Below are 24,281 nucleotides of genomic sequence, written 5' to 3'. Positions count from 1 at the left end.
TAGATTAGACATAATGGTTAAGGGTAAATACGCCTATTAATTAGTATAGATGATTGAACTGAACGTACGGTTTAGGTATGCCTCAGAGACAAAGCAACTATCATTTTGATAATAGTTATCGTTATCTTATTGGATGATATATGAGCTATTTTTTGATTGCAACAATCGACAAGCAAACAGTGTCGAAATTCACATCATAATACTATTGGTGATATCAGATGATAGGGGGAGTAATAAGTTTGTCACTAATCACCAAGGCGGTGATTAGTTTAATATGGGATATTGTACCAATCATACTAATTAACGAAGTTAATCTTCGAAAGGCTCAACTAATGCTTTAAACTAAGTGATTTTTCCTTCGCAAAATTGAGAACACTTATTTAATGTAATTGGTATTATTAGAGCGATACTATTTTAAGTTAATTCATTTTACACAACACGTTTTTGTAAAGGTTCGATAAAACCATGGCTTAACTCAGTGATGAGGCCACCTAAAATTTCTAAGCCAGGCAAAATTTTGTCACTATTCATGGCAGAAAAACCTAACCGAATATAATTCTTAGGGGCATCTTTTTGCATAAATAGCGTATCACCTGATTCTATTAATATTCCATGTTGCGCGGCTTTATCTCGTAAATCATGGCTAGAGACATTAATAGGTAAGGCAATCCAAAAGCAAAAACTACCAGGGGTGGCATGTATTTTACAGGTGCTGAGATATTTTTTTACACCTTGTTCCATTAATAACCATCGCTTTTCAAAGGTACGACGCATACGTCTAACATGGCTATCATAATAACCTTGGCTAATAAAGAGTGCCGCGATACGTTGGTTATTAGAGGGTGGATGGCGGTAATGTAAAGCGCGTAGTTTACGTAACTCATTAACTAATGAGCTATCTGCTACTAAATAGCCAATACGAATGCCGGGTGTTAAAGATTTAGATAAACTGCCTACATAAATAACGCGACCATCTTGGTCAAAGCTTTTTAATGCAGGTAATGGTTGTTCAATGAAGTTAACTTCACTCTCGTAGTCATCTTCAATCACGATGAAATCATCTTTACAGGCCTGCTCTAATAAGCCTTTGCGACGCTCTACATTCATAGTCACCGTAGTTGGGTATTGGTGACTTGGGGTTGTGAACACATAATCACAGCCTTTTAATTGTTTACCCAGCTGTAAGCCCGCATTATCAATATCAAGTGCTTTCATTGGGCTATCACACAGGGAGATGATATGACGCAAGTTCGCATAGCCAGGGTTTTCAACACCAAAGGTGACTGATTGATCGGCTAATAAGTTGGTTAATAAAAACAGTGAGTTTTGTGTGCCTAAAGTGATCAGTATTTCATCTGATTTGGCTGTGATACCACGTTTAGAGAGAATTTGTTGGCGTATTTGTGAGACCAGTTGAGGGTCATCCATATCGATATAACCTTCTACCCATTCATGGAGTTTGCCTTTACTTTCTGCAATACGCGAACATTCTCGCCATTGATAAAGTGGAAATTCATTAACATCGATGTGGCCATAAATAAATGGATAAGGGTATTTTAACCAATTTTCATCTTTATTTAATGTGGATAATCGACTGGGTTGTTTCAACATTCGTTTAGACCAGTCGGGTTGACGTGCTGTGCGTTGTAATCCTTCAGGGTCTTTTTGCACCGAATTGGTGAGACGTTGCACCATAAGTAGGTCAGGATGAACAAAGAATCCACTGCGTTTCCGTGCAACTAAATAACCTTCATCGACCAAGCTTTCATAAACTAATACTACTGTATTACGTGATACCTTTAATAACTGTGCCATCTTTCTACCCGATGGTAAGGCTTTGTCACCAAAGGTATCTTGTTCAATTAACTCGACTAATTTTTCACGGATCTGTTGCTGATAAGTACTATTTTGATGCAATTCAATATTTATTAAAAAATCAACCATTACGTCACCTGTATAAAATTCGAGCAAATTGTTTGGTGAAAAATGTTACTGGTTTTCAATGCAACTCACCACCTTATAGATAGGCAATTTCTAAGCCAAGATTTATCACGGTATGGTGTCAAAATTTAACTTGTGGCCCATTAATTTCAAAAATTGGCTCTGTAACTAATTTTGTCGAAGTGTAGTTTAAATAAGGAAAGCAGATCATGAACATCATACAAAAATAATAAAAAGCGATTCATGGTGGCGTCAGAAAAATGGGAATGTTCAGCAAATGGTTACAAACGTTTGCAAGGTTTAAGTTAAATAGATACGAAGTTAATTATATTTTAAATAATGGGAAATAACCTAGTATTAATATTCTATTTTATGTTTTTAGAGAGTTGCTTTGTTGCTCAATAAGCTATGCAATTGTTCCCTTAGGGACTCTCGAATCATGTTCGTACAATAATCGTATTACGATGAAATATTTTATTAACTAGTTGTTTTTATTATTTGTTTTTGTTTGTTAATCTGTATTGTGATTAATAAATATAACCTAAATAAGTAACAATTGGATAATGATAATGTTGGCATAACAGGTTATGCCATAAAAGTAAGTATGTTAGCTCGTATGCTGCATATGGATCTGGAAAAGGTCTTTTTTAGATTCAATTAGGATTCTCGCGCTTATATCTAGTGCGAAAAAATCATCATAAAAAATGAGGTAATGGAAATGCAAAAAACGAAACTTATTAAAGCCCTTTCACTGACTGCAGGTCTAGTGTTATCAACCAGTGCGTTATCAGCAACATGGAAAATGGCTGTTGGTGATGGTGGTGGTAGTGCTCAAGAAGCATTAGGCATCAAATTCACTGAAGTCTTAGCTGAAAAAACTAATGACAAATTTAACACTACGTTATTTGTTAATGGGCAGTTAGGCTCTGAACAGGCGACAGTCAATGATGTGGCACTAGGTACTTTAGATATGTCTATCATCGCAGCTAACAACTTAGCACCATTCAGCCCTTCTGTAGGTCTACTTTCTCTTCCATATATATTTGAAGATATTGATCAAGCAGAAAAAGTGATTAACAGTGATATTGAAAAGCGTTTAACAGAAACAACATTACAACAAGCAAATGTTCGTATCCTTGCTTGGAGCTACTCAGGTTTCAGAATGTTAACTAACTCAAAACGTCCAGTGAAAAACTTAGATGATTTGAAAGGGTTGTTCATTCGTGTACCAAAAAGTGATCTGATTATTAAAACTTATCAATCATTTGGTGTGAATCCAACACCAGTAGCATGGTCTGAAACATTTACTGCATTACAACAACAAGTTGTTGATGGCCAAGAAACACCTTATGCAGCGATTTACTCTATGAAATTTGCTGAAATTCAAAAATATCTAACGGAGACTCATTACCTATTTTCTCTTGAGCCTTTAATTATGTCTGAGTCTCTTTTCCAAGACCAATCTAAAGAAGTGCAGCAAGCAATCTTAGAAGCTGGTAAAGAAGCGACTGAATACAGCCTTTCTTGGATTAAAGAGAAAGAAGGCAGCATCAAAGAAGAGCTAGTTTCTAAATACGGTATGGAAATTGACCAGTTAGAAGATGAAGCAGAGTGGGTTAAAAAAGCACAAGCAGGTGTATGGCCTGAGTTTTACGAGCAAGTAGGCGGTAAAGATAAAATTAATGAATTACTGAGCCTATTAGGTCGTGAGAAAATCTAAAAGATAGTTTGAAAAGGGGGTGGAAACACTCCCTTTTTATTGGTGCAGGCACAACAGCATAACAACCTATTTTAAGAGCAAGGTGCTGCTCTCTCTCAAGGGAACAGGGACACAATGATGAAAATAATTTTTAAAATATTCGATAACTTAGAAAGTTATCTATGTAGAGCATTACTGGTAACCTTTGTTACTTTGCTTTTTGCTCAAATTCTCTCCCGCGAACTTTTTGGCCATTCCATTACTTGGAGTGAGGAGCTATCCGTTTACCTATTTGTATGGTTCGTTTTTCTGGGGTCAAGTTATGCAGCAAAACTGTCAGCGCATAACCGCGTTACTTTTCACTACAAATGGCTGCCACAAAAACTCCGAACCTTTTTTGAGTTAGCTTCAGATCTACTGTGGGTAAGTTTTAATAGTTATTTTATCTACCTAAGTTATGACTTTGTTTTCAACAGAATGAATCTGTTTTGGAAGTCTCAAACGCTAGGTATTCCAATGAAATATATCTACTTAATTCTACCAATCGCATTTGTGTTAATGACTATCCGTATCTTACAAGTTAACTACTTAAAATATATTAAAGGTGTTGAGGTAATTGATCCTGAATCGCAAGAGATGAACGAATTAATGAATCACGACATGCAAGAAGAATCTACAGCTAATGATGTAGAAAACAAAAAACACACAGGGAAGATGGAGAATAACCTATGAGTGAAGCATCCATAGTAATGGTCCTATTTGGATCCTTCTTAGCCTTATTAATTCTGGGCGCACCTGTGATGGTGTCATTAGGTATTGCTGCTTTGGCGTCATTTTTCTACCTAGATGAAAATCCAATTAAATTTGTACAAATTGCCTTTAACTCGGTGGGGTCATTTCCATTAATGGCATTACCCGCGTTTATATTAGCTGGCGCATTGATGGAAGCATCTGGGATATCTAAACGATTAGTGACTCTAGCTGAAAGCTTTGCAGGTCCTGTCACTGGTGGTATGTCTGCTGCTGCTATTTTAGCGTGTATGTTTTTTGGTGCTATTTCAGGTTCAGGTCCAGCGACGACAGCCGCAGTTGGTATGCTAATGATCCCTGCGATGGTGAATCGTGGTTATGATAAAGGCTATGCCTCTGCGGTGACTGCATCATCGGGTGGACTAGGGATTGTTATTCCGCCTTCTATTCCAATGGTTATCTTTGGTATTTCAGCCTTGGGGTTAGTTGTGCCATTAGATGCGATTGCAAAACACGGCGAGTTCCAAAGTATCTCTATTCCAAAAATGTTTATTGCTGGCTTCTTACCAGGAGTGGTGATGTCTGTAGGTTTAATGACACTTAACTACATTCAGTGTCGTCGCTACGGCTTTAAAGGTAGCGGCGAAGGTTGGTCGATTGCGCAAATTGGTAAAGCAGCACGTTCAGGCATTTGGTCTATCTTAGCACCATTAGTGATTCTAGGCGGTATTTACTCGGGGTTCTTTACTCCGACTGAATCAGCAATTATTGCTATTTTTTACACACTTTTTGTGGGGATATTTATCCATAAAGAGTTGAAGATGAAAGATCTTATTCACTCTTTAGAAACAACAACTTGGTTATCAGGTCGAGTATTATTAATTCTATTTACTGCTACCGCCTTTGGTCGTATCTTAGTAGAAAACCAAATACCAGGGATTGTGGCTGAATCAATGTTAAGTTTAACTGATAACCTATACTTAATTTGGTTATTGATTATTGCTTTCTTGTTATTTGTGGGGATGTTCATGGAAACGCTTGCGGCGATTATGATTTTAACGCCGGTATTGTTGCCTGTTGCCTACACGCTAGGGATTGACCCTGTGCACTTTGGTATTGTGATGGTATGTAGCTTGTCGATTGGTTTTTCAACGCCGCCATTGGGTGAGAACTTATTTGTTGCTTCAGGTATCTCCGATACACCTTTAGAAGAAGTAACTGCTAAAGCATTGCCGTTTGCATTTGTGTCTACAATCATGGTGATTATTATTGCGTATATACCGCAAATCGCGTTGACCATGCCAAGACTACTAGGATATTAGATTGTTTAATAACCTGCTTCAAACAACTAAAGCAGGTTAACAATAAAGGGATAGATTATGTTTCAATTTGATAAAATTCTATACTGTACCGACTTATCACAGGGTTCTAATGAGTGCTTTAAATATGCTGCATTTTTAGCAAAAAAAACGGGGGCTGAAATACATGTATTACACGTAGTAGAAAAGCTTTCCAGTGATGCGAGAATTGCCTTAGAAAGTTATGTGATGGACTCGGTACAACGCGCTGAAATGTTAGGGTCTCGTAAACGTCAAGCAAAAGCCAAATTGGCGACAAAACAGGAGGACTTTTGGGCGCAAGTGACAGACCCAGAAGATCTTGCTGTGAGAAAGCAAATTAAATCGATTAATATTATTGAATCTTTTCCTATGGAAGCCATTCTAAAAAATTCACGAGAACGTGAAGTGGATTTAATTGTAATGGGGACCCATGAAAAAGGTTTTGTAGAGACGTTCTTGGGTAGTGTTGCAAGGAATGTACTAGCGCGCTCACGTATCCCTGTTTTAGTGGTGCCACTGAAAGAACGTAAACGATAACCTTCAATTTAGCTTAAAGCCAAGTTATTTGATTAACTTGGCTTTTTATTTAAATCCTACCTTGCCGCCAACGTTTAAAAAAATATAATGCCCATACCAATCACACTCATTAACGGGTCTCTTTTGTTTGTCAAAATAGCTGATTTGGGGCTGTAAGTGTTGTAAAGATATCCACTATTTACCCCTGCTTACCTTTTAAATTAAGCCATTTTTTGTGCAAAAATTAGATTACTTATTTATTATTATTGTTTCGCTTTTTACCAGGTAAGGTGTCTGCTTATGGAAAATACATTCTCAATCTTTTCAACGGCTGTTTTATTGTTCTTTATATTGGATCCATTTGGCAGTGTGCCTTTGTTATTAAGTATTCTAAAAAATATAGATAAAAAAAGACACTCTAAAATTATTATTCGAGAAATGTTGATTGGCTTGGTTATTTTGATTATTTTCCTGTTTTTTGGAGAGCAATTCTTAAGCCTGTTTCATTTAGAAACGCCTGCAATTAGCTTGGCCGGTGGTATTATTTTCTTTGTGATCGCCTTAAAAATGATTTTTCCTAACCCTAGTGGTGGTGACCTATTTGCAACCAGTAAAGGCGATGAGCCTTTGGTAGTACCGATTGCTATTCCAATGATTGCCGGCCCCGGTGCATTGGCGACTTTATTGGTATTGGCGAAAACTAACGCGGAACATACCGGTGGGCTATTTACAGCATTATTATTGGCTTGGGTGTTCGCTGTACTTGTCTTGTTATGCTCACCACAGCTTTACAAAATTTTAAAAGATAAGGGCTTAAAAGCCTTAGAGCGTTTAATGGGCATGTTGCTATTAATGATGTCGGTGCAGATGTTCATTGATGCTACTCGTGTTTTATTACCTACATTTTAAATAAATTTAAGTGACTTTATTCACCCCTTAAATACTTGATTAAAGCTATCTAAGGGGGCAACTTTAGTATTTGCCTGTCGATGCAATTTGGTACCATGAGCCACTAACCACGTTTGCAAGCTGTTGTTGATGATTGCTTGGCTTACCTTTGCTTCTTGTAGTTCATGCTCTAAACACCAATCGACAGGTTTATGTGTTGTACTGCCTAAAGTAGTAATCGCAGCACAACTAATAATGCCAATATCTGCAATAAACTGTTGGAAAAAATCATGGCTACTTTCTCCAACAATATCCCTATCTCCGTTGCGTAAACGACCTCCAGCAATCCATGTTTCAATATGATCATAGTGAGATAAGATGGATGCAGCTTCAAAGTTATTCGTGATCACGCGTAATTTTTGATGGCCTCCGAGTTGTTCTGCGATAGCAGAAATAGTGGTGCCAATCCCTAAGAATAAAGTGCTGCCATTAGGGATTTCTTGTGCAACTTGTGCTGCAATTTTTTGTTTGGCATCTGTGAAAGACGTTTTACGTGCAACATAGCTACTATTTTCTAAGGAGGCGGGAACGCTCACTCCACCATGATGACGGCGTGCTAATCCTAAATCGCATAAGGTATTAATATCGCGTCTGACAGTTTGTTTGGTGATTGAAAAGTCAGCTGAGAGTTGTTCAATGGAACAATAATCTTGTTGTGTTATTAAAGATAAAATATGACGTTGCCTATCTGATAATTCGATACTCATCTTGATGCTCACCTCATACTTAAAAGCGTTGCGGCCAGTCGGTAATAATATTATCCACATGTAAGGGCCTTAGTGGCTCAATTAATGCTGGATCATTAATCGTATAACAATGTATTTGATAGCCCGCCTGTTTGATTTTAATGGCTTGTTCTTTTTTTAAAAAACGGTAATCACAATTGACACTGAAGGCATAGATATCTTCTAGCATTTTTAAGGCATTATCAGGAATTTTTTCCCATAACTGAGAGCGACGAATACTTGGTTTAAGGCGTTTTAATAATAATAAAGCTTGATGTTGAAAACTTGAGAACACTAATTGTCCAGTAGTGACTTTACTGGCCTCAATAACGGCGATTACTTGTTCGCAGAGAGCCAATATATGTATTTCATTTTGTATTTTTAACTCTATGTTTAAGGCGATACCGTGTTTCTTTATCAGTGCTAGCACCGCGGCTAAAGTAGGGATATGTTCATTTTCATATTCATCGGAAAACCATAATCCAGCATCTAACCGAGCTAAATCCTGATAATCGATATCTTGCACTAAGCCTCGTCCATTGGTACATCGATTAACGGTAAAGTCATGAATCACAACGGGCACACCATCCCTGCTAATCTGTACATCTATCTCTACCGACTTGGCCCCTAGTTCAATGGCTTTCTGAATGGCAATTAAGGTATTTTCTGGGGCTACGCTAGATAAGCCTCGATGTGCAGTAATTAACATAATTTTTTTATCCCCATTTAAGTATCAATATAGCTTCTCAAATAAGTATGACAAGAATGTGTCATCAAATGATGAATGTTTTAGCCAGTTTTCTTTCATACGAACACCTTAATCCTGTCAAAAACATTATAAAGTTCACATGAACCTAAAGTTGCGATCAACTTACGCTTTATTGCTTTTTGAAGAAAAGTATTACTGATAATTTTAATTGGAAGGGAGCCTTAAAATATTTAAAAAATATTCAACAAGCTTAGTCGCTGCGACTCTTTTATTAAGCGCCGATGTTTCTGCAAAAACACCGAGCGATTGACTAAGTTATCTCATTAATACAACAACACCCGCTATAGAGTTTGTAAAGGCCAAGCTTTTTGTTTCTGAGGACGCTATTAGTATTGGACAATATCGAGCTTTCACCCAATGGCCAATCTTTATTTGAAGTGTTTAAAAGCAGTATCGATGTCACCAATATCAGTGGCTATTTGTCATCACCTTCTGTTGCTTCTCTGTCTATAACTTCGAAGTCGGGCGGAAGCGCCTTTTCAGTTTGCTAACCACTTGTTATAAGCCCTGCATAAACCGAGTTTATGCAGGGCTTTAAATTTTTCAGGTTTACATCTTAAGCCGTCAAAGTGACAAAGCTATTAGCCATGCCTAACAGTGCAACCACTACCATGATCGGTAAAGCAAAGCTTTTTAATGATGTTGGAGGCTTTTTGTTAAATAAGTACTGACCATATTTCACGGCAATCAGCGCCGGTAGGATTAAGACTAATACTGCGGTGGGTAAGGTACTATCGGTTAACCCTCCACTGATTAGCGAGATTACCGCAAGGCCTTCACTTGCAATGAAAAACAAGATCATAGTGGCACGCTGTGTACTGGTACTCAAATGACTAGATAACATATAATAAACTATCATTGGTCCACCAATCGAAGCGCTTGCTGTCCCTGCTCCAGCGGCCACACCAAAGCCTATCTTGCTGCTATTTTTATCGGCATTAAATGGTCTAAAGCTAGAAAAAAGCAATAATGCCAAGCCGAGGATCGCTACGCAAATAAGTAGTTTTAAAATCTCTGCTGGAATCAGTAATAGGAAGCAATAACCGATTGGTAGGCCTAAGATAGCACCGAAGATAAGTTTACGAAGAGTCGGGAAGTCTGCCTGTTTAACCGCTTGTTTCCACAGATTAATACTGCACAGGACATCTAGAGACAATACAATAGCGACACTTTGCTGAGGTTCAAAAAAGAAATTTAAACCAACCACTGCAATGACAGCAAAGCCAAAACCACTATAGCCTCGGACTATCGCTGCAAAGATTACAATAGGCATTACGTACCAAATTTGTTCCACTTATCTTCCTTAATATTAGTAATTTTCGAGGCTACTATCCTTGCATTTGAAAGGTAAGAGTAGGGCCAAAAATGATTAATTGTAGAGCCATGTTTTTCTATAAATTGAGAGATATCCAAGATAAAAATCTGGCTCTATCGAATAATTCAGCTGGTGCTAGGGAAAGACTTTATTTCTAAGTTAATGTGAAATGGACGATATTTATACCAATCACATAATCAACAAAATTGGTATGACACATTAATTCAAGGAGAAGGGCAGATGGAAGCACAAACACGCACGTTAATCGAACGAGATCGTAACCACGTATGGCACCATTTGAGTCAACATAGTGTATTAAAAAATCAAGACCCATTAGTGATGGTGAAGGGTGAAGGGTCTCGCGTTTGGGATGCTAAGGGAAACAGTTACCTTGATGCTTCATCAGGTGGTGTTTGGTGTGTGAATGTAGGCTATGGACGTACAGAAATTGCAGATGCAGTACGCGATCAAATAGCTAAACTTAATTTCTTTGCAAGTACTGCAGGTACTGAACCTGCAGCTGAATTCTCTGAAAAATTATTAGAGAAAATGCCTGGTTTGAGCCGTGTTTATTACGCAAGCTCAGGCTCTGAAGCCAATGAAAAAGCGTTTAAAATTGTACGTCAAATTTCCCAGCAAAAATATGGTGGGAAGAAACATAAAATATTATATCGTGAGCGTGATTATCATGGTTCAACGATCGGTACGCTAAGTGCAACAGGGCAAGAAGAGCGCCGTCAACATTACGGTCCATTTGCTTCTGGTTTTGTTGAATTTCCACATTGTTGTGAGTACCGCAGTCAATTTGGTAATGTGGCTAATTACGGTATTTTAGCGGCAAAAGAACTAGAAAAAGTGATCCTAAGAGAAGGGCCTGATACGGTAGGTGCTGTTATTTTTGAACCAATTACCGCGGGTGGCGGTGTGATAACTCCTCCTGATGGCTACTGGCCTGCGGTGATGGAAATCTGTAAAAAATATAACGTGTTAGTTCATATTGATGAAGTGGTATGTGGCATGGGCAGAACGGGAGAGTGGTTTGGTTACCAGCACTACGGTATAAAGCCTGACATTGTGACGCTAGCAAAAGGGGTAGCATCTAGTTACGCAGCCATTTCATGTGTAGTGACTACAGAAGCCATCTTCGAAGAGTTTTTGTCGGAAGGGGATGATCGTGAAATGTACTTCCGTGATGTTAGTACATACGCAGGTTGCACAGCAGGCCCTGCAGCAGCACTTGCAAATTTAGCTATTTTAGAACGAGAAAATCTAGTTGAAAACTGTGCTGTAATGGGGGATTACTTATTAGAAAAATTCCATGGTTTAGCGGAAAAACATGCCATTATTGGCGATGTACGCGGTAAAGGCTTGTTACTAGGTATCGAACTCGTCAGCGATAAAGAGCTTAAAACACCTGTTGCTGAAACGGTAACCGTTAAAATTGCTGGTGCATGTATGAAAAAAGGGTTAATTATCGGACGTACTAACCGTTCGTTTAAATATCTAAATAATACCCTATGTTTCTGCCCTGTATTAACGTTAACACATGAAGAAGCTGATTTTATTGTTGATACATTAGATGCTGTATTTACTGAGTTTACAGATCTTTAATCTATTAATTGCCCCTATCTAAGCGGGATTAATAGCAGTAAGGTAAAGATTGTTATTTAACTTTATCTTACTGCTCTCTATTATAGGTGTTCAGGGTTTTAAATTAAGCAACTGGATACATTCTCATTTGTATTTTTAAGGAATTCGATATGACTGCATCACAACGTCCTGTAGTACTTATTACCGGTGCAACAGCTGGTTTTGGTTTAGCAACGGCGAAAAAATTTGCCCAACAGGGTTACCCTTTAGTTATTACCGGTAGAAGAGAAGAGCGCTTAAAGGCATTGACCGAAGAGTTATCACCTTTAACTAGTGTTTATTATGCGGTGTTAGATGTTCGTAGTAGCGAAGCGGTTGCTGAATTTACTAGCAACTTACCGGATGCGTTTAAACAAGTAGCAATTCTAGTGAATAATGCGGGTCTTGCATTAGGAGCGGAGCCAGCTGATCAAGCAAAACTATCTGATTGGCATACTATGATTGATACTAATGTCACAGGTTTAGTCAATGTGACTCACAGTTTTTTAGCGACTTTAAAAGCACAACCTTCTTCAACTATTATTAACTTGGCAAGCATTGCTGGTAACTGGGCATATCCTGGTAGTCATGTATATGGCGCAAGTAAAGCCTTTGTTGCACAGTTCTCACGTAATCTACGTAGTGATTTTGCAGGCACAGGTATTCGAGTGACGAGCTTGGAGCCAGGTATGGCTGAGAGTGAGTTTAGTTTGGTTCGATTTAATGGCGACCAAAATAAGTATGATCAAATCTATCAAGGCGCTAACGCGATTCAACCAGAAGATATTGCAGATATTATTTTATGGATAGCGGAGCAGCCTGCGCATCTTAATATTAACAGTTTAGAAGTTATGCCAACATCACAGGCGTGGGACAATTTTAAAATTGTAAAAAAATAAACACCTTAAATTATTGATAGGCCTTAACGTTTAAGGTCTATCAAGTCAGTGCTTATTTGGATGGTTATACTAGTATTGATTAATTAGGAATATTGATAGTGGTGAGGTATTTTACCTCTTCCATTACAACATAGGTTTTAGAGCTTTTAATATTAGGCAGTGATAATAGTGTTTCACTGAGTACTTTTCTATAAGCTGACATATCTGCAACTCGGGTTTTTAAGAGGTAATCAAAATCACCAGAAACCAGATGACATTCTAAGATTGAGTCTAGTTGTTTCGCTGCTTCATTAAAGCGTTCAAATACATCTGGGCTAGAACGTTTTAAGGTTAACTCAATATAGACGAGTAAAGAGGCGCCTAAATGCTCAGGATCAAGTAGAGCGGTATAAGATTGAATGACTTTTTGCTTTTCTAAACGTTTAACCCGCTCTAAACAAGGTGTTGGGCTTAACCCAATTTTTTGAGATAATTCTACATTCGAAATTCGGCCATTTTTTTGCAACTCTCGTAATATATTTCTATCTATCCTATCTAGTGACATAAACTGCATCCTTTCAATATCGTAAAATTATTAACTGCAATAATACTTATATGTAATATTTTAATCTATAAAAATACAGAAAAATAAAAAAATAGAGCGAATAAAACTATTTATTAATCTTTATACTGTTGATAACGCTTATTTATTAAACAAGTCACTATCATTCTAAGGAGCAGTATATGATTATCGGCGTACCAAAAGAGATTAAAGTTCACGAGTACCGTGTAGGTATGACACCAGCTAGTGTTAAAGAAGTTACATCAGCAGGGCATACGGTTTATATCCAACAATCAGCAGGTCAAGGAATTGCCTGTAGTGACCAAGAATATATTGATGCAGGTGCAATAATACTTGCGACAGCTGAAGAGGTTTTTGCTCAATCAGAGATGATTGTAAAAGTAAAAGAGCCATTAGCTGTTGAGCGTGCAATGTTGCGCCCTGATCAATTATTATTTACTTATTTACATTTAGCTCCTGATCCTGCGCAAACTCAAGACCTAATTGATAGTAAAGCAGTTTGCATCGCTTATGAAACCGTGACCAGTGATAATGGTAGCTTACCGTTATTAGCCCCAATGTCGGAAGTGGCTGGACGTATGTCTATTCAAGCAGGCGCTGCATGTTTAGAGAAGTCACATGGTGGTGTGGGTTTATTGTTAGGTGGTGTTGCGGGAGTTGCACCAGCTAAAGTAGTAATTATTGGTGGTGGTGTTGTCGGTTGTAATGCAGCACAGATGGCAATTGGATTAGGGGCAGACACTACCATTGTTGACAACAATATTGATACCCTACGTAAAGTAAATGCACAATTTGGTTCCACTATTAAAACCGCTTACTCTAATAAATATAACCTTGAATCATTAGTTTTAGATGCTGATTTAGTGATCGGTGGTGTATTAATCCCGGGGGCTGCGGCACCTAAATTAGTAAGTGCAGAAATGATTAAAAAAATGCGTGCTGGCTCTGCAGTAGTGGATGTTGCCATTGATCAAGGTGGGTGTTTTGCTACGTCCAAAGCAACAACGCATAGTGATCCAACTTACATTGTTGATGATGTAGTGCATTATTGTGTAGCAAATATGCCTGGAGCTGTTGCTAGAACCTCTGCATTTGCGCTTAATAACGCGACATTACCGTATATATTACGTCTTGCTAAGTTAGGTTATAAAGACGCTTTATTAACAGATAAACATTTGAAAAATGGTTTAAATGTAATGCATGGTAAAGTGACTAACCTTAGCGTGTCTGAAAGCTTAAATATTCCTTTTGTATCTCCAGATGAAGCATTAGCGACCCCTTTTTCTGCTTAAAAAAATATGCCCACATAAAGTGGGCATATTTCATTTTTTGTTCTTACCTGTTACAAAGCTAACCTGCAATATTCACAACCACGCGTCCGCGTACTTTTCCTTGAATCAGTTGTTCAGCAGTATCAATCGTTTCTTCTAGCGTAATCTCTTTGGCAATATCATCAAATACTGATGCATCTAAAATATTAGCTAATCGATCCCAAGCTTCAACCCTGTCTGCTGTTGGGCGCATTACGCTATCAATACCTGCTAAGGTAATACCACGTAGAATAAATGGCATAACAGTGGTAGATAAATCCATACCCTGTGCTAAACCACAAGCAGCGACTACGCCACCATATTTAAGGCTTGCACAAACGTTAGCAAGTGTATGGCTGCCAGCTGCATCGATTGCTGCTGCCCAACGCTCTTTGGCTAATGGACGGCCTGGTTCAGTTAATAAAGCACGGTCAATAACCTCTGATGCCCCTAATTTGGTGAGGTACTCGGTTTGCTCCATACGCCCAGTAGAAGCCACAACTTGATAGCCTAGTTTGGCTAAAATACTAATAGCAAAGCTACCAACACCACCATTTGCTCCTGTTACTAAAACTTCACCACTGTCAGGAGTAATGCCATGTTTTTCTAATGTAATCACACATAACATAGCTGTGTAACCAGCAGTACCAATGGACATGGCCTGACGAGCAGAAAAAGCATTAGGTAAAGGAATTAACCAATCGCTGTTTAATCGTGCTTTCTCAGCGAGGCCGCCGCAATGAACCTCACCTACACCATAGCCGTTAAGTAAAACCTGATCGCCGACTTTAAATTTATCGCTAGCAGTCTCTTCTACTGTACCAACGAGGTCGATTCCGGGGATCATTGGGAAGTTACGTACAACAGGTCCTTTACCTGTGATTGCTAATGCATCTTTATAGTTCAGAGTGCTATAAGCTACTTTGATGGTGACATCACCTTCCGGTAACACACTCTCTTCTATTTGTTGTAAAGCAGAACGGTATCCTTGTTCATCTTTTTCAATTAAAACGCCTTTGAACATATATTGCTCCTATTAGACCGATCGTCTATTAAATATTGAAAATAAATTTTAGCGGGGTAATCCCGTCATAAAATGATGAAAATAGTTATCTATTGGTGTCGTATTTTGTGTTAATCGTGTTCGACTGACTGCACCTTCCCAGCCAATCCAGAAGTATTCTGCTAGCTTTTCCGTGTTTGCGCTTTGTGATAGATCATGGTTTGCTTTTGCAAGCTCTAAACAGTCAGCTATACGGTTTTGCCAAGTAATAAAAACATGGCTTAAAATGGGGCGAAAGCTTTCAGGCAACAAGTCCACTTCTTGACCTAGGTTGCCAATTAAACAGCCGCGCTTAAAGTGGTGATAAGCCAATCCTGACTTTGCATCTTCTACAAAGTTAGCAATACGGGTGAGTGCTGGATAGCTCTCATCTAATAAATATGTATCCAGTTTATGCGCAAAATAGTTTGCATAACTATCAATCACGGCTAAACCAAAAGCTTCTTTACTACTAAAGTAATGGTAAAAAGATCCTTTCGGTACGCCCACTTTTTTCAATATAGGATCAATACCTGATGCGGAAAATCCACTTTCAGTCAGTTGTTCGAGTCCGCTACGTATTAGTTCTGCGCGTGTATCTCGATTATCAGTCGTATTTTTTGGCGGTCTACCACGCCGTGGCTTTGTTATTTCTATTGTCATCACAATATAATAGACCGATCGTCTAATTAATTCAAAATGTTTATTAAAAAGACTGATAATGAAGGGAGAATCACCTTGAAAGAGTGTGATTAAGTTTCTCTCTGGTAATTCTCTGTATAATCTAAGAATTTCTGAGCCGGCATTGGTTTACTAAAGTAATAACCTTGTACGTAGTCACAACCTAAATCATTTAAAATATTGAGCTGTTCACTGATTTCTACGCCTTCGGCGACTACTTTTAAACCCAAGCTATGAGCTATCGCAATGCTCGCTTTAACCAAGTCTCGGTCTTCTTTGTTAATGGTAATACCATTCACAAAACTTCTATCAACTTTAAGCACATCGAAATGATATTGTCGTAAATAACTGAGTGATGAATAACCAGTACCAAAGTCATCCATGGATAACTTCACACCTAATTCTTGTAGTTCAATCAAGGCCTCTGTAATGTAAGACTGGCCTGTCATTAATACACCCTCCGTTATTTCTAATTCTAAATGGTCAGGACTAAGGTTGGCTTTTTTAAGTGCTTCTTTAATCACTTTAAGAAGTTTTTTATCTCGAAATTGACGAGGAGATAAGTTGACTGCCATTACAAAATCATTGTTTTGCTGAGTTTGCCATAAGCTTAAAAAGCTAAGGGATTCGTTGATCACATACTGGCCAATTGGAACGATTAGACCTGTTTGTTCTGCAATAGGGATAAATTCGTCAGGAAAAATATTTCCTAAAGCGGGGTTATGCCAGCGTAATAAAGCTTCTGCACCAATAACGTTTTGTGTCCTTGAGTCGAATTGAGGTTGATAAAATACCTCGAACTCGTCACGTTCAAGGGCATTGCGCATCTGCTCTTCCACTTCAAACCTGCGTATCATGGCTGTATTCATCTCTTTTGTGAAAAAAGAGTAGGCGTTTCGACCTAACGTTTTAGCTTGATACATCGCGGTATCAGCATTTCGTAAAAGATCTGAAACTGTAGTGCCATTATCTGGTGAAACAGCGACACCCAGGCTTAAAGTAACGATTAATTCTCGACCATCGATGTGGAAGGGCTTACGGAATACCTCAAGTAAGTTCTGTGCAACGACTTTGATACTCATTTCATCGTGTAAACCTGGCGATAATAAAATAAATTCATCTCCGCCTAATCTACCTACAGTGTCTGTTTTACGGGTTGCTTTTTTTAAGCGTTTAGCTGCTTCAATTAATAGCTTATCGCCTATTTCATGACCTAAAGAATCATTTACTTTTTTAAAGTCATCTAAGTCTAGGAAGCAGACCGTTACATTTTCATTGTTACGATCTGCTTCATTGAGCATTTGTGATAATCTGTCTAACGATAAAAAGCGATTAGGTAAGGCTGTGAGAGTGTCATAGTACGCATGTTGTTTAATGGTTTGTGACGATCTATGTTGTTCAGTAATATCACGTACGATCGTTAATATTTGTTGGTATTCAGGCAAATAATTAATACGCGCTTCGAAATAGGTTAACCCGTGAGGCAACATAAGTTCATATTCAAAAGTGAATGGAGCTGCTTCTTTAATCACTTTGTTTATATATGTATTATATTTCTTAGCAACGTCGGCAGGTAATACCTCACTTATTTTATAACCAATAAATTTTGAAGGGGGCGTATACAGGTTTTTACTGCTACCAGCATAATAGTCGGTGATGGTGCTATCTTTTTCTATTAAGAAAAAAAGATCTGGCGTTGCTTCAAAAATGGTTTGTAACATGTGTTCTTTAAAGGACACTTGAGCCTGGGCATTTTTGGTGTCTGTCATATTAATATCAACACAGTACATTTGTTTTTTATTGTATTGATTTGTAAACATAACATGGCTAGAGAACACTTCAACATCAGCACCATCTTTGTCATGAAGGGTTATTTCTGATGCAGGGATCTCTATGCCTTTTTGAACCCAATCACGATGTGCACTGATGACAAATTCACACATATCCTTAGGTATAATCAGGTCTTCAATTTTTTGTCCAATTGCTTCTTCTTCGGTGTAACCATAAATTATTTCACTGCCTCTATTCCAATAAATAACTCGACGATCTTCGTTATAGCCCTGAACAGAAATAGCATCCACTGCATCAAACAATTGATGTAATGGATCATTCAGAATTGCTTTTTCTAGAAGCTCGTATTTATTTATTGATTTCATAGTTCTCGCAATAAAAACTCAGATCATAATAACACTATAGTTAATTGGTTATTATTTTTCAGATAAAAGTGAAAATTTATGAGCTAGGTTACTATCCTCTACCCCAAAATATGAAATCGCGATGATACTTACTTTTAGGTATAAGGTAAACTAGCCTTCTAGTATTCTGATTGAAATTGCAGCTGCAGAAGTGCGATTATCAACGCCTAATTTCTTGTATATTTGCTCCAGATGTTTATTTACGGTACGCGGGCTCATGGTTAATATTTGAGATATTTCCCAGCTAGTCTTACCATAGGAAACCCAATATAAAACCTCAGACTCGCGTTTTGTAATAGGTAACTTTTGTTGTAAATCTGTTGCTGATTTTTGTGTTTTATTTTGAACAATTCTCAGCAAGTGCATCTGTTGTTGTTGACGTTCGTAGGCAATACTGATTTTGTTAACAAAACAATTAATTACTAATTCAGTCTTTGTATCATTCGCTAGCCATTTTTCTATTAATGGCGCAAGAGTTGCCCAAGGGCTAGCATCACCTGGTGATACTTGATCGATTAACTCATGCACATGGGGGGTCGCCCAAGATAAACGACCTACAGGGCTAACACAGAACACTGTCTTGCCTGCATGATCTAATGCGTCCTGTGCGCTGAGTGCTAATTTTGCCGTTTCAATATGGCGTTTTATACGCACAATAACTTCATCGGGAGAGATAGGTTTAGTTACGTAATCCACTCCACCAGCTTCAATGCCTTTCACAATATCTTCTACATCAGTTAAGCCTGTCATAAAAATAATAGGAGTATTAGGTAATAATATTTTTAAACGGCGACACGTTTCAAAGCCATCCATTTCAGGCATCATTGCATCTAACAATACAACATCAGGTGGTACTTTCTCTGCTATTGCAAGTGCTTGTTGGCCACTTAATGCAACCAGTGCCGTATAGCCTTGGCTATTTAAAGCAACATTGAGCATGCCTAATGATTCTGGTGAGTCATCAACCACCAACACCACATCACTACTATTATGATCCATCATTTAACTCGTTTAAATATTCAATTATTTTAGGGAAGTTACACACTTCAACATATTCAAGAATTTGTGATTCACTTCCTGCTGGGTAACGGTACTCATCTTTTATTTCATCAAATTTATGTTTAAAACCAGATAGATAACCAATTTCAGCCATTGCAATTAAGGCTTCATATTGTTCAACCCCTAACTTAGGTTTGTGGGCTTGATTATCTTTATCTTTAAAAGCATTATCAGTCCGTTTGTATTGCCATTGTAAATCTAACAACTGTGCTATTTTGCCTAATAATGCATCTAAATTGAGTGGTTTGGCAATGTAGCCGTCATGGTATCCCTCTGCCTGTTGATTGTACTCTGCATCTCGTGCATTCGCTGACAGCATTAATACTGGCATATGGTAATGTTGTTCACGTAGCGTTTTGACCATTTGCCATCCATTGATATTAGGCATTTGCACATCCATTAAAATCAGATCAACTTTTTGCTGTTGTAGTTGTTGATAGCCCTGCTCTGCGTCTTCTGCTAATAGTATGTTAAAACCAATAGGTGATAATAGATCTGTCATTAACTCTCGCTGATTGAGATTGTCATCAACAACGAGGATAGATTGTATTGGGCCATCATAACCAATCGCTTCTGACTTGGTTAATTCAGGCTCTTTTGGATCTTTATGTAGTTTGAATAACATTAAACGAAAATTAAAAGTGCTGCCTTGACCGAGTTGACTGTTTAAGGTTATCTCACCTCCCATTAATTCAGCAAGAGAGCGTGAAATAGTTAAGCCTAATCCAGTTCCACCAGTTGATTGAGATTGTGAATGGCGAATTTGCTCAAAGGGTTTAAAGATGATCTCTTGGTCATGAAGCGCAATACCGGCACCAGTATCAATCACACTAAAGTTCGCTACCTCACTGCGGTAAGTGACTTTAAAAGTTACCGAACCTTGTGCGGTAAATTTAATTGCATTGGAGATCAGGTTAATCAAAATTTGTCTAAAACGTTGTTTATCCGTCGCCACATAATCAGGTAAGTTTGGGCTACTGATATAATTAAACTTAATGCCTTTTTTGCTTGCTTGCATCTGAAACATATCAACTAATTGCTGCAAGATGGCTTTTAGATTAAATTCATCGCGCTGAAGTGTTACTCGACCTGCTTCAATCTTAGATATCTCTAATAAGCTCTCGATTAAGTCTGCGAGGTGTTGGCCGTTACGGCGAATAATTGCAATAGTTTCTTGCTGCTTAGGCGGTAAAGCTTGATCGCGCAGCAGTAGCTGAGCATAACCTAGCAGTACATTTAAGGGGGTGCGAAGTTCATGGCTTAACGCTGCTAAATAACGACTTTTAGCCTGATTAGCTGATTCAGCCACTTCTTTGGCAGTCTGCAATGCAAAAGAGGTGGTTTCATGGGCATCAATTTCTTTGGCAAGCGCTTTGGTTTGTGAACGCAGCTCTTTTAGTGCATTTTGATTACCATCCCGGGCGAGAATAAATAACCAACTAATAATGCCGATAATAATGATTAACAGAAAAAATGTTTTAATTAGGGTATTTGCAAATAGTTGTTTTACCTGCGCACCTTCTAAGGGCACCTGCAGATACACCAAAAATAAAATAGCGGCACTTATCAGGCTTAATACTAAGGTTAATGCAATAAACTGAGTTAATGGTGTCGTCAGTACTTTTAAGGCCTTTTCACTGACAAATCGAGTAAAGAAATCGTGTGCCTGTTGTGAAATAGTTGCATGAGGACGACATTGGTCAGCACAGCGTACATCTAGGCTGCAACATAAAGAGCAAATAGCTTTACCGTAAGCTGGACAGAAGGTCATATCTTCTTGATCAAAGCTATTCTCACAAATGTGGCACTCGCAAAATTGCTTAATTTCAATTTCTTGATTATTGGCTAAGTAATATTTACCTTGGGTTAACCAAGCAATTAATGGCACGGTAATAAAAGGTAGAAAACAGGCTATAAAGGAGGCTAATGCTTCCGCTGTCTCACCATAAAATCCCATATGAGCGGTGAAACCAGCTATAGATGCCAATAGCATAGAGCCAACACCAACAGGGTTAATATCGAATAGATGTGAGCGTTTAAATTCAATATGTTTAGGGCTGATCCCTAAAGGCTTGTTAATGATTAAATCAGCTACAACAGAACTTAACCAAGCTAATACTAAAACCGAATAAACCGATAACATACTGGCAATCGTCTGGTAGATACCGAGTTCCATTAATAATAGAGCGATGGCCACATTAAATACCATCCATACAACTCGGCCTGGATGGTTATGAGTAACGCGAGAGAAAAAGTTAGACCAAGCTAACGAGCCTGCATAAGCATTGGCTACGTTAATTTTTAATTGCGATAAAATGACAAAGCCGCAGGCAACGACAGAGATAACAGTAATGTTATCAAAGACATAACTATAAGCTAATTGATACATATGAGCAGGATCACTGGCTAGGTTTGCTGGTATACCTTGTTGTAGTGCAAAGTAAGCGAGAAAAGATCCTAAAAATAGTTTCAATGCTCCGAATAGCATCCAACCTGGCCCCCCCACTAATAACGCTATCCACCAGCGACCAGACTTTTTCTTTGGTTTTTCAGGTAAAAAGCGTAAAAAATCTACCTGTTCGCCGATTTGTGCCACCAAAGCCAATAATACGGCAGAGGCGCCGCCAAACAGTAATAGATTAAACTCGCTACCATGCACCCCTGCATTACCAGTAAAAGTAATCCACTCCTTAAATTGACTATCACTGTGAGTAAAAACAAAAAAAAGTGGCAATAGTTGTAAAGCAACCCAAATAGGTGATGACCAAACTTGAAATCGACTAATGTAGGTAATGCCATGGGTCACTAGAGGGATGATGATAATGGTACTGAGGATATACCCAATCGGTAAAGGCACTGCAAATAGAATCTTTAAGGCCATCGCCATGATTGCGGCTTCAAGGGCAAAAAAGATAAACGTGAAGGAGGCATAAATTAGCGAAGCGATACTGGAACCAATATAACCAAACCCAGCGCCACGGCTAAGTAAATCAATATCGACACCATATTTAGCGGCGTAATAGCTAATTGGGAGGCCGGTGATAAACACTACTAAGGTTACCGCAAGAATTGCCCAAGCTGCATTGGTAAAGCCAAATTCTAGAGTAATAGCTCCACCAATCGCTTCTAATACTAAAAATGACACAATCCCCAACGCAGTCATAGAGACACGATTCAAAGACCATTTTCTTGCGCGCTTAGAAGTAAAACGCAAGGCAAAGTCTTCCATCATCTCATTAGCGACGAGTTTATTATAGGTACGACGGGCTTTCAGTATTTTTTGGTTTGATTCCATGGTAATTGATTATTCCTTTAACCATCCTACGTGCCATCCTAGCGTATCTTAACCTCTTTGCCATCTTTGTTATGAAACGTTGTTACTGGTATAAGCTCGCGCGTATCATACTTGACCTTATATTTTTTCTATATGCGCATAATTGCGTAGTCTATTGCGCGCTTCTACGCATTCTTTCCTTGCCACAATTCCTAGATACTAACCTCACTTGGAAAAGGGCGTGATTGATACATTTGCCAAGTACAAATACTAATCACTAAAGACTAAAAGGAAAGGAATTACCTATGAAACTGAAGAAGCTAATAGTTGCAAGTTCGATTGTTGCAACAGGTTTAATGACTAACTTTGCGTATGCTGCAGACACTATTAAAGTTGGTGTCTTACATTCTTTATCAGGCACGATGGCGATCAGTGAAACGACACTGAAAGATACAGTATTGATGATGATTGAAGACCAAAATGCAAACGGTGGTCTATTGGGCAAAAAAATTGAACCTGTGGTTGTTGACCCAGCTTCAAATTGGCCTCTATTTGCGGAAAAAGGACGTGAGTTATTAGCGAAAGATAAAGTGGATGTTATCTTTGGTAGCTGGACTTCAGTTTCACGTAAATCTGTATTGCCAGTATTAGAAGAGCTAAATGGCTTAATGTTTTACCCAGTACAGTATGAAGGTGAAGAGTCATCTAAAAATGTTTTCTACACAGGTGCTGCGCCTAACCAACAAGCTATTCCAGCAGTTGATTACTTAATGAATGATATCGGCGCTGAACGTTTCGTTTTACTTGGTACTGACTACGTTTACCCGCGTACAACTAATAAAATATTAGAAGCTTATTTAATGGCAAATGGCGTTAAAGCTGAAGATATCATGATTAACTACACGCCATTTGGTCACTCGGATTGGCAAAGTATCGTTTCTGACGTTAAACGCTTTGGCTCAGAAGGTAAACAAACTGCCGTTATCTCTACTGTAAACGGTGATGCAAACATCCCATTCTACAAAGAGCTAGGTAACCAAGGTATCTCAGCTGAAGATATTCCAGTTATCGCATTCTCTGTTGGTGAAGAAGAGTTATCTGGTTTTGATACAAAACCACTGGTTGGTCACTTAGCGGCATGGAACTACTTCCAAAGTGTTGATACTGAAGAGAATGCTGAATTTATCGCAAAATGGAAAAAATACATTGGCGATGATAAGCGTGTAACAAATGATCCAATGGAAGCCACTTACATTGGTTTCAAAATGTGGGTTAAAGCTGTTGAGAAAGCCGGTACAACTGACGTTGATGCGGTAGAGCAAGCAATGATCGGTATCGCTGTTCCTAACTTAACGGGTGGTACGGCTGTAATGAACTCAAATCATCATCTATCTAAACCAGTATTAATTGGTGAGATTCAAGAAGATGGTCAATTTGAAGTAGTTTGGGAAACGCCTGATACAGTAATCGGTGATGCATGGTCAGACTTTTTACCAAGCTCTAAAAACTTAGTTGCTGATTGGACTTCACCAATCAAGTGCGGCAACTTTGATATCACTACTGCAAAATGTTCTGGTCAACAATTCTAAATATAACCTTTTCTAGCAAAGTGAATTAACGCTTAGTC

19 protein-coding genes are annotated in these 24,281 nt (G+C 38.3%); 9 read left to right on the top strand and 10 right to left on the bottom strand.

Annotation, left to right across the window (positions count from 1 at the left end):
* Positions 1–429: 429 nt before the first annotated feature.
* On the bottom strand, positions 430–1,944 hold the full coding sequence (locus tag OW492_RS08450) for a PLP-dependent aminotransferase family protein (RefSeq protein ID WP_290039491.1): 1,515 nt from the start codon (positions 1,942–1,944) through the stop codon (positions 430–432).
* A gap of 715 nt (positions 1,945–2,659) precedes the next feature.
* Here OW492_RS08450 and OW492_RS08445 point away from each other — a divergent pair.
* The 5 genes from OW492_RS08445 to OW492_RS08425 all read left to right on the top strand — a co-directional run bounded on the left by OW492_RS08445 (position 2,660) and on the right by OW492_RS08425 (position 7,155).
* Positions 2,660–3,661, top strand: coding sequence for a TRAP transporter substrate-binding protein (locus tag OW492_RS08445; RefSeq protein ID WP_290039490.1), 1,002 nt, complete (start codon positions 2,660–2,662; stop codon positions 3,659–3,661).
* Between the two features lie 114 nt (positions 3,662–3,775).
* Entirely contained in the window at positions 3,776–4,372 is a 597-nt protein-coding gene (locus OW492_RS08440) for a TRAP transporter small permease (RefSeq protein ID WP_290039489.1), read from the top strand.
* Positions 4,369–5,712, top strand: a complete 1,344-nt coding sequence (locus OW492_RS08435; RefSeq protein WP_290039488.1) for a TRAP transporter large permease — start codon at positions 4,369–4,371, stop codon at positions 5,710–5,712. The genes OW492_RS08440 and OW492_RS08435 overlap by 4 nt, the downstream gene beginning before the upstream one ends.
* Positions 5,713–5,769: 57 nt before the next feature.
* On the top strand, positions 5,770–6,267 hold the full coding sequence (locus OW492_RS08430) for a universal stress protein (RefSeq protein WP_290039487.1): 498 nt from the start codon (positions 5,770–5,772) through the stop codon (positions 6,265–6,267).
* A gap of 279 nt (positions 6,268–6,546) precedes the next feature.
* Positions 6,547–7,155 (top strand): MarC family protein, encoded by a 609-nt coding sequence (locus OW492_RS08425; protein ID WP_290039486.1) that lies wholly within the window; start codon positions 6,547–6,549, stop codon positions 7,153–7,155.
* Positions 7,156–7,175: 20 nt separating this feature from the next.
* Here OW492_RS08425 and OW492_RS08420 read toward each other — a convergent pair whose 3' ends face one another.
* The 3 genes from OW492_RS08420 to OW492_RS08410 form a co-directional block, all read right to left on the bottom strand.
* Positions 7,176–7,901 (bottom strand): DeoR/GlpR family DNA-binding transcription regulator, encoded by a 726-nt coding sequence (locus tag OW492_RS08420; RefSeq protein ID WP_290039485.1) that lies wholly within the window; start codon positions 7,899–7,901, stop codon positions 7,176–7,178.
* 19 nt (positions 7,902–7,920) lie between these two features.
* Complete coding sequence (locus tag OW492_RS08415; RefSeq protein ID WP_290039484.1) at positions 7,921–8,628, bottom strand: glycerophosphodiester phosphodiesterase family protein; 708 nt, start codon at positions 8,626–8,628, stop codon at positions 7,921–7,923.
* A gap of 616 nt (positions 8,629–9,244) precedes the next feature.
* Positions 9,245–9,982 carry a sulfite exporter TauE/SafE family protein gene (locus OW492_RS08410; RefSeq protein ID WP_290039483.1) on the bottom strand — a complete coding sequence of 246 codons (738 nt, stop codon included), beginning with the start codon at positions 9,980–9,982 and terminating at the stop codon, positions 9,245–9,247.
* A gap of 261 nt (positions 9,983–10,243) precedes the next feature.
* Between OW492_RS08410 and OW492_RS08405 the strand changes: the two genes are divergently transcribed.
* Positions 10,244–11,614 (top strand): aminotransferase class III-fold pyridoxal phosphate-dependent enzyme, encoded by a 1,371-nt coding sequence (locus tag OW492_RS08405; RefSeq protein WP_290039482.1) that lies wholly within the window; start codon positions 10,244–10,246, stop codon positions 11,612–11,614.
* Positions 11,615–11,763: 149 nt separating this feature from the next.
* On the top strand, positions 11,764–12,531 hold the full coding sequence (locus tag OW492_RS08400; RefSeq protein WP_290039481.1) for an SDR family NAD(P)-dependent oxidoreductase: 768 nt from the start codon (positions 11,764–11,766) through the stop codon (positions 12,529–12,531).
* 79 nt (positions 12,532–12,610) lie between these two features.
* Here the strand turns inward: OW492_RS08400 and lrp are convergent, their stop codons facing one another.
* Positions 12,611–13,084 carry a leucine-responsive transcriptional regulator Lrp gene (gene lrp, locus OW492_RS08395; RefSeq protein ID WP_290039480.1) on the bottom strand — a complete coding sequence of 158 codons (474 nt, stop codon included), beginning with the start codon at positions 13,082–13,084 and terminating at the stop codon, positions 12,611–12,613.
* Positions 13,085–13,254: 170 nt separating this feature from the next.
* Here lrp and ald point away from each other — a divergent pair, with 170 nt between their 5' ends.
* Positions 13,255–14,385 carry an alanine dehydrogenase gene (gene ald / locus OW492_RS08390; protein ID WP_290039479.1) on the top strand — a complete coding sequence of 377 codons (1,131 nt, stop codon included), beginning with the start codon at positions 13,255–13,257 and terminating at the stop codon, positions 14,383–14,385.
* Between the two features lie 58 nt (positions 14,386–14,443).
* On the opposite strand, the gene OW492_RS08385 is transcribed toward ald, so the two are convergent.
* From OW492_RS08385 to OW492_RS08365, 5 genes are all read right to left on the bottom strand, one after another.
* Entirely contained in the window at positions 14,444–15,427 is a 984-nt protein-coding gene (locus tag OW492_RS08385; protein ID WP_290039478.1) for an MDR family oxidoreductase, read from the bottom strand.
* A 48-nt stretch (positions 15,428–15,475) separates the two neighbouring features.
* Positions 15,476–16,108: a TetR/AcrR family transcriptional regulator gene (locus tag OW492_RS08380; RefSeq protein WP_290039477.1), complete on the bottom strand. Its 633-nt coding sequence runs from the start codon at positions 16,106–16,108 to the stop codon at positions 15,476–15,478.
* 89 nt (positions 16,109–16,197) lie between these two features.
* Positions 16,198–18,282, bottom strand: a complete 2,085-nt coding sequence (locus OW492_RS08375) for a bifunctional diguanylate cyclase/phosphodiesterase (protein WP_290039476.1) — start codon at positions 18,280–18,282, stop codon at positions 16,198–16,200.
* A 150-nt stretch (positions 18,283–18,432) separates the two neighbouring features.
* A complete protein-coding gene (locus OW492_RS08370) occupies positions 18,433–19,323 on the bottom strand; it encodes a response regulator transcription factor (RefSeq protein WP_354669228.1) in 891 nt (296 codons plus the stop codon).
* A complete protein-coding gene (locus OW492_RS08365; protein WP_290039475.1) occupies positions 19,310–22,675 on the bottom strand; it encodes an ATP-binding protein in 3,366 nt (1,121 codons plus the stop codon). Before OW492_RS08365 ends, OW492_RS08370 begins: the two co-directional genes overlap by 14 nt.
* A gap of 284 nt (positions 22,676–22,959) precedes the next feature.
* On the opposite strand from OW492_RS08365, the gene urtA reads away from it, so the two are divergent.
* Entirely contained in the window at positions 22,960–24,243 is a 1,284-nt protein-coding gene (urtA, locus tag OW492_RS08360) for an urea ABC transporter substrate-binding protein (RefSeq protein WP_290039474.1), read from the top strand.
* The last annotated feature ends 38 nt before the right edge of the window (positions 24,244–24,281 follow it).

It is taken from the genome of Psychromonas sp. 14N.309.X.WAT.B.A12, from assembly GCF_030397575.1.
Lineage (GTDB): Bacteria > Pseudomonadota > Gammaproteobacteria > Enterobacterales > Psychromonadaceae > Psychromonas.
Note: the sequence above shows the minus strand (reverse complement) of the source record. Positions and strands in the feature narration are given on the sequence as shown.

Bases quoted from the DNA above. Each gene is read 5' to 3' on its own strand.
- OW492_RS08450 (WP_290039491.1), bottom strand. From the start codon at position 1,944: ATGGTTGATTTTTTAATAAATATTGAATTGCATCAAAATAGTACTTAT.
- OW492_RS08430 (WP_290039487.1), top strand. From the start codon at position 5,770: ATGTTTCAATTTGATAAAATTCTATACTGTACCGACTTATCACAGGGT.
- OW492_RS08405 (WP_290039482.1), top strand. From the start codon at position 10,244: ATGGAAGCACAAACACGCACGTTAATCGAACGAGATCGTAACCACGTA.
- OW492_RS08420 (WP_290039485.1), bottom strand. From the start codon at position 7,901: ATGAGTATCGAATTATCAGATAGGCAACGTCATATTTTATCTTTAATA.
- OW492_RS08370 (WP_354669228.1), bottom strand. From the start codon at position 19,323: ATGATGGATCATAATAGTAGTGATGTGGTGTTGGTGGTTGATGACTCA.
- OW492_RS08415 (WP_290039484.1), bottom strand. From the start codon at position 8,628: ATGTTAATTACTGCACATCGAGGCTTATCTAGCGTAGCCCCAGAAAAT.
- lrp (WP_290039480.1), bottom strand. From the start codon at position 13,084: ATGCAGTTTATGTCACTAGATAGGATAGATAGAAATATATTACGAGAG.
- OW492_RS08435 (WP_290039488.1), top strand. From the start codon at position 4,369: ATGAGTGAAGCATCCATAGTAATGGTCCTATTTGGATCCTTCTTAGCC.
- OW492_RS08365 (WP_290039475.1), bottom strand. From the start codon at position 22,675: ATGGAATCAAACCAAAAAATACTGAAAGCCCGTCGTACCTATAATAAA.
- OW492_RS08440 (WP_290039489.1), top strand. From the start codon at position 3,776: ATGATGAAAATAATTTTTAAAATATTCGATAACTTAGAAAGTTATCTA.
- ald (WP_290039479.1), top strand. From the start codon at position 13,255: ATGATTATCGGCGTACCAAAAGAGATTAAAGTTCACGAGTACCGTGTA.
- OW492_RS08400 (WP_290039481.1), top strand. From the start codon at position 11,764: ATGACTGCATCACAACGTCCTGTAGTACTTATTACCGGTGCAACAGCT.
- OW492_RS08445 (WP_290039490.1), top strand. From the start codon at position 2,660: ATGCAAAAAACGAAACTTATTAAAGCCCTTTCACTGACTGCAGGTCTA.
- OW492_RS08375 (WP_290039476.1), bottom strand. From the start codon at position 18,282: ATGAAATCAATAAATAAATACGAGCTTCTAGAAAAAGCAATTCTGAAT.
- OW492_RS08385 (WP_290039478.1), bottom strand. From the start codon at position 15,427: ATGTTCAAAGGCGTTTTAATTGAAAAAGATGAACAAGGATACCGTTCT.
- urtA (WP_290039474.1), top strand. From the start codon at position 22,960: ATGAAACTGAAGAAGCTAATAGTTGCAAGTTCGATTGTTGCAACAGGT.
- OW492_RS08425 (WP_290039486.1), top strand. From the start codon at position 6,547: ATGGAAAATACATTCTCAATCTTTTCAACGGCTGTTTTATTGTTCTTT.
- OW492_RS08380 (WP_290039477.1), bottom strand. From the start codon at position 16,108: ATGACAATAGAAATAACAAAGCCACGGCGTGGTAGACCGCCAAAAAAT.